This is a genomic window from Acinetobacter sp. YH16052, from assembly GCF_013417155.1.
Classification (GTDB): domain Bacteria; phylum Pseudomonadota; class Gammaproteobacteria; order Pseudomonadales; family Moraxellaceae; genus Acinetobacter.
Genome location: NZ_VPEO01000071.1, coordinates 1 through 3,746 on the forward strand (window position 1 = coordinate 1; position 3,746 = coordinate 3,746).

Annotated in this window: 2 protein-coding genes and 5 pseudogenes; 5 read left to right on the forward strand and 2 right to left on the reverse strand. The window is 39.5% G+C overall.

Annotation, left to right across the window (positions count from 1 at the left end):
* Positions 1 to 127: pseudogene (locus tag FTV42_RS15765) on the forward strand (IS5/IS1182 family transposase); the annotation flags it as partial.
* A gap of 94 nt (positions 128 to 221) precedes the next feature.
* Here FTV42_RS15765 and FTV42_RS15770 read toward each other — a convergent pair.
* Positions 222 to 586, reverse strand: a pseudogene (locus tag FTV42_RS15770) (IS3 family transposase); the annotation flags it as partial.
* A pseudogene (locus FTV42_RS15775) lies at positions 580 to 863 on the reverse strand (helix-turn-helix domain-containing protein); the annotation flags it as partial. The pseudogenes FTV42_RS15775 and FTV42_RS15770, both read right to left, overlap by 7 nt.
* A 181-nt stretch (positions 864 to 1,044) precedes the next feature.
* Between FTV42_RS15775 and FTV42_RS15780 the strand changes: the two are divergent.
* From FTV42_RS15780 to FTV42_RS15795, 4 genes and pseudogenes are all read left to right on the forward strand, one after another.
* Positions 1,045 to 2,378 (forward strand): annotated as a pseudogene (locus FTV42_RS15780) (ISNCY family transposase).
* Between the two features lie 129 nt (positions 2,379 to 2,507).
* Positions 2,508 to 2,805: pseudogene (locus FTV42_RS15785) on the forward strand (type II toxin-antitoxin system RelE/ParE family toxin).
* A 1-nt stretch (position 2,806) separates the two neighbouring features.
* On the forward strand, positions 2,807 to 3,097 hold the full coding sequence (locus tag FTV42_RS15790; RefSeq protein WP_180039173.1) for an addiction module antidote protein: 291 nt from the start codon (positions 2,807 to 2,809) through the stop codon (positions 3,095 to 3,097).
* A gap of 92 nt (positions 3,098 to 3,189) precedes the next feature.
* Positions 3,190 to 3,573 (forward strand): hypothetical protein, encoded by a 384-nt coding sequence (locus FTV42_RS15795; RefSeq protein WP_180039174.1) that lies wholly within the window; start codon positions 3,190 to 3,192, stop codon positions 3,571 to 3,573.
* Positions 3,574 to 3,746: the final 173 nt, after the last annotated feature.

Consider the following 3,746-nt stretch of genomic DNA (forward strand, 5'->3'; position numbering starts at 1 on the left):
TTTAGTTGAAAATATGTTTTGTAGATTAAAGCAATTTAGAGGAATAGCTACTCGATATGACAAGCTCAAAAGAAATTATCAAAGTTCTGTTGCTTTAGCCTGTATATTTTTATGGCTACCTTTATAGCGTTAATTATGAACAGTAAATGTCAACAGACCCTAGTCGAAGCTCAGAATTAAGCTAAAGGCCTTTTTTCAGATGCAGAATCCTTTATCTGATCCTAGACAGTATTGTGGACATTCGATCCCTCTAAATTCTTACAATATTTTTGTTCAAAGGCTTCAGGACTTAACCAGCCATTTGCAGAATGTATTCTGATTCGATTGTAATAAATCTCGATATAGTCAAACAAGACAGCATTCGCTTCTTTTCGAGTGGCAAACACACTGCCATGGATTACATGACCTTTCAATGTATGAAAGAAGCTTTCAGTCACTGCATTGTCCCAACATGAGCAGTGTACTGCGCAAGACTGCGTGACATACTTTGAATACAGTTATTCGTCAATAATAGCGCTCTAAAAGCACGACTACAGTACTGACTGCCTTGGTCAGAATGAACCATAACTCCTGTTGAATAAGCTTTTCATGCGCCAAGGTTGGTCCGAAACCATGCAGTTGATCAGAAACAATATTGAGGCACTTGAGTCTGAGTTCTTCAGAAAGCCTGGAATTGCTGGTTTGGCCACGACCCGTATGGGCTATAATGCAGCTGGACCTTGAACTTTGTATTTCTGCAGTAAGCGTCTGACCTGACATTCTGAAATATGAAGTAGAAGTAGCTGAGCAGCCTGGGATTGAGTTATGCGTTGATCGCAGATTTCCTGCAAAACCGACAATCGTTTAAGTTCTTTATCCGACATAGACACCAACATATCAAACCGTCCGCTAAGGAAATTGCAAAAGTGCACATTCTAAAAGCGGACATTTCTATTTTGGGCTTACAATTTGTGTTAAAACCCATTCAAAATGTCTATATTCTCACCAATAAAAATGTCTAGTTTATGATGGTTTTCACCATCATGGACTGGATATGAAATATAGATGCTGATCACTATGTCTGACAAAGAAATTCAACGTCTTGCTGTTCTGCAAGACGTTCGAGATCATCGTATTACACAAGTCCGTGCTGCTGAAATCCTTAATCTTTCAACCCGTCAAATTACCCGGTTATTACAGAAGCTCAATCAAGATGGTGTTTCAAGTATGTCGCATGCCAGTCGTGGTCAACCGGGCCATCATCGCCATGACGATTTATTAAAATCAAAATTTCTTTCCATTATTTCTGAACATCTGCTGGGATTTGGACCTACCTTGGCCCATGAGAAGCTCAGCAGCATGTTTGACCTGAATATCCCGGTAGAAACGCTTCGGCGCTGGATGACTGCAAATGACCTCTGGATTCCACGATCCAAGCGCCTTAAACGTCCATATCAGCCACGTTATAACCGGGATTGCTTCGGTGAGCTAATCCAGATTGACGGCTCATATCATGACTGGTTTGAAGGACGCGCTGCTAAGTGCTGCTTGCTGGTTTATATCGATGATGCCACTGGAAAGCTGTTGCATCTGCGCTTCTGTGAGGCGGAAACGACCTTCGACTATATGCTTTCAACCCGAGCCTACATTGAACAATACGGTAAGCCTCTGGCCTTTTATAGCGATAAACATTCGGTCTTCCGAGTGAACCAGAAATCGAGCCAGGACAGCAAAATCACGCAATTTGGCCGGATTCTGAATGAGTTAAAGATTGATATTATCTTTGCCAACTCACCACAGGCTAAAGGTCGCGTAGAACGCGCGAATAGAACCCTTCAAGACCGTTTGATCAAGGAGATGCGTCTGGAAGGCATCAGTTCGATTGCTGAGGCCAATGCATGGTTGCCCTGCTTTATTGAGCAGTTCAACCAGAAGTTTGCCAAGTGTGCGCGAAATTCAAAGAACTTACATCGTCCTCTAACTGAATCTGATGCTGAGTTGGAGGATATATTCACCTGGCAGGAAACGCGTAAGGTCACGAAGAACCTCACCATCACGTATGACAAGTGTATTTATCTGCTTGAACCGACAGAGCTAAATCATAAGCTTGTTGAGCAATACATTTCATTTCTGGAGTACCCGGATGGCACTGTGGCGATCATGCATGATGGCCGAAAGATCAATTACAGCCTCTTCGATAAATTAAGTCAGCTGAATCAGCGAGAGATTGTTGAGAATAAACGGTTGGGTGCTGTTCTGAATCATATCCAACAACAGCATGAAGAACTGGAAAAAAAAATAAACGTTCCCGGGCCAAGAAAAGTATGCCGAGTCGTAAAGCTCAGAAAGCTGTTATTGAACAAAGAAATTTAAATCCTGTGCTTGACTCTTGCAGTTAAAAACAGGAGATTTTAAATGGTTTATCGCATAGACACTTTAAATGGGTTCTAACATAATGGATGTTCGTATAGATTAATTGCATATTGTATTCGATCAAATACAATATAGTGAGAAGATAAGGAATCCTCATGCTTGAAATTATACGTCTTCCAGAATTTGATGAATGGTTGGATGGCATTAAAGACAATATGACTCGTATTCACTTGAATCGTGGATTAGATAAGGTTCAACGTGGAAATTGGGGGAGACATCAAACCTCTCCAAGATGGCGGTTGGGAAATGAGAGAATTCTTCGGTTCTGGGTGGAGGATGTATTACATCCAACATGGTGACGTAGTGATTGTAATGCTTGGTGGAGGAGATAAATCAACTCAGCAACAAGACATCGATCGTGCAGTCAAACTATCGAAAACATTGGAGGATTAAAATGGTTAGAGTCGCTGATTTACCAAGTTTTGATATGGCTGAGTCACTCAAAACTGAAGAAGATATTGTGATGTATCTCAACATGGTTCTTGAAGAGAATGATCCAGCTGAATTAGCTCATGCTCTTGGTGTTATTGCTAAAGCTCGTGGCATGACTCAAATCGCTAAAGAAGCAGGAATTGGGCGTGAGGCACTCTACAAAGCCCTACGTCATGATTCAGCACCACGTTTTGATACGATTAATCGTGTAGTGAATGCTTTAGGCTTAAAACTCAAAGTACAACACGCCTAAGACTTTAAAAAATATAGTAAAAATGGGAGCTAAAGGCTCCCATTTTTAGATTCGTATAACGTGTATTATGTTAATTTTAGAAAATATTAAGTATGTGGAAAATATATAAAGAAGAAAATTCTGATCTTGGATTTGCTATTGGGTGTCTATTTTCAGAAGCAATTAATCTAAATGAGTTTAGACAGTGGATTGAGCTTTGTATTAACGATTTAAATCAAGATGAAATACCACTTTATATGTTTGATCTTATAGATTTCGAGGACTCATTAGCGAAGATTCATTCAGTTATTGGATTTGTACCAAGCTCTAGGCTATCAAAAACAGAAAAAATAGCGTTAGAAGGCATTTCTTATCTAAGGGGAATAGATATTTTTGACCCTATTTCTACGCAAGAACAATCCATTGAATACCTAAAGAACAACCCACATGTCTCAGAAAAATTTAAGCGCACTTTTCCTTTTATAAATTTTATTTAACATAATGGTACTTATACGAAGCTAAAATGTTAGAACCCATTCAAAATGTCTATATTCTCACCAATAAAAATGTCTGGTTTATGATGGTTTTTATCACCATGGACTGGATATAAAATATAGATGCTGATCACTATGTCTGATAAAGAAATTCAACGTCTTGCAGTTCTGCAAGA

Coding starts and splice junctions, on each gene's coding strand:
- FTV42_RS15790 (WP_180039173.1), top strand. CDS start 2,807: ATGGTTAGAGTCGCTGATTTACCAAGTTTTGATATGGCTGAGTCACTC.
- FTV42_RS15795 (WP_180039174.1), top strand. CDS start 3,190: ATGTGGAAAATATATAAAGAAGAAAATTCTGATCTTGGATTTGCTATT.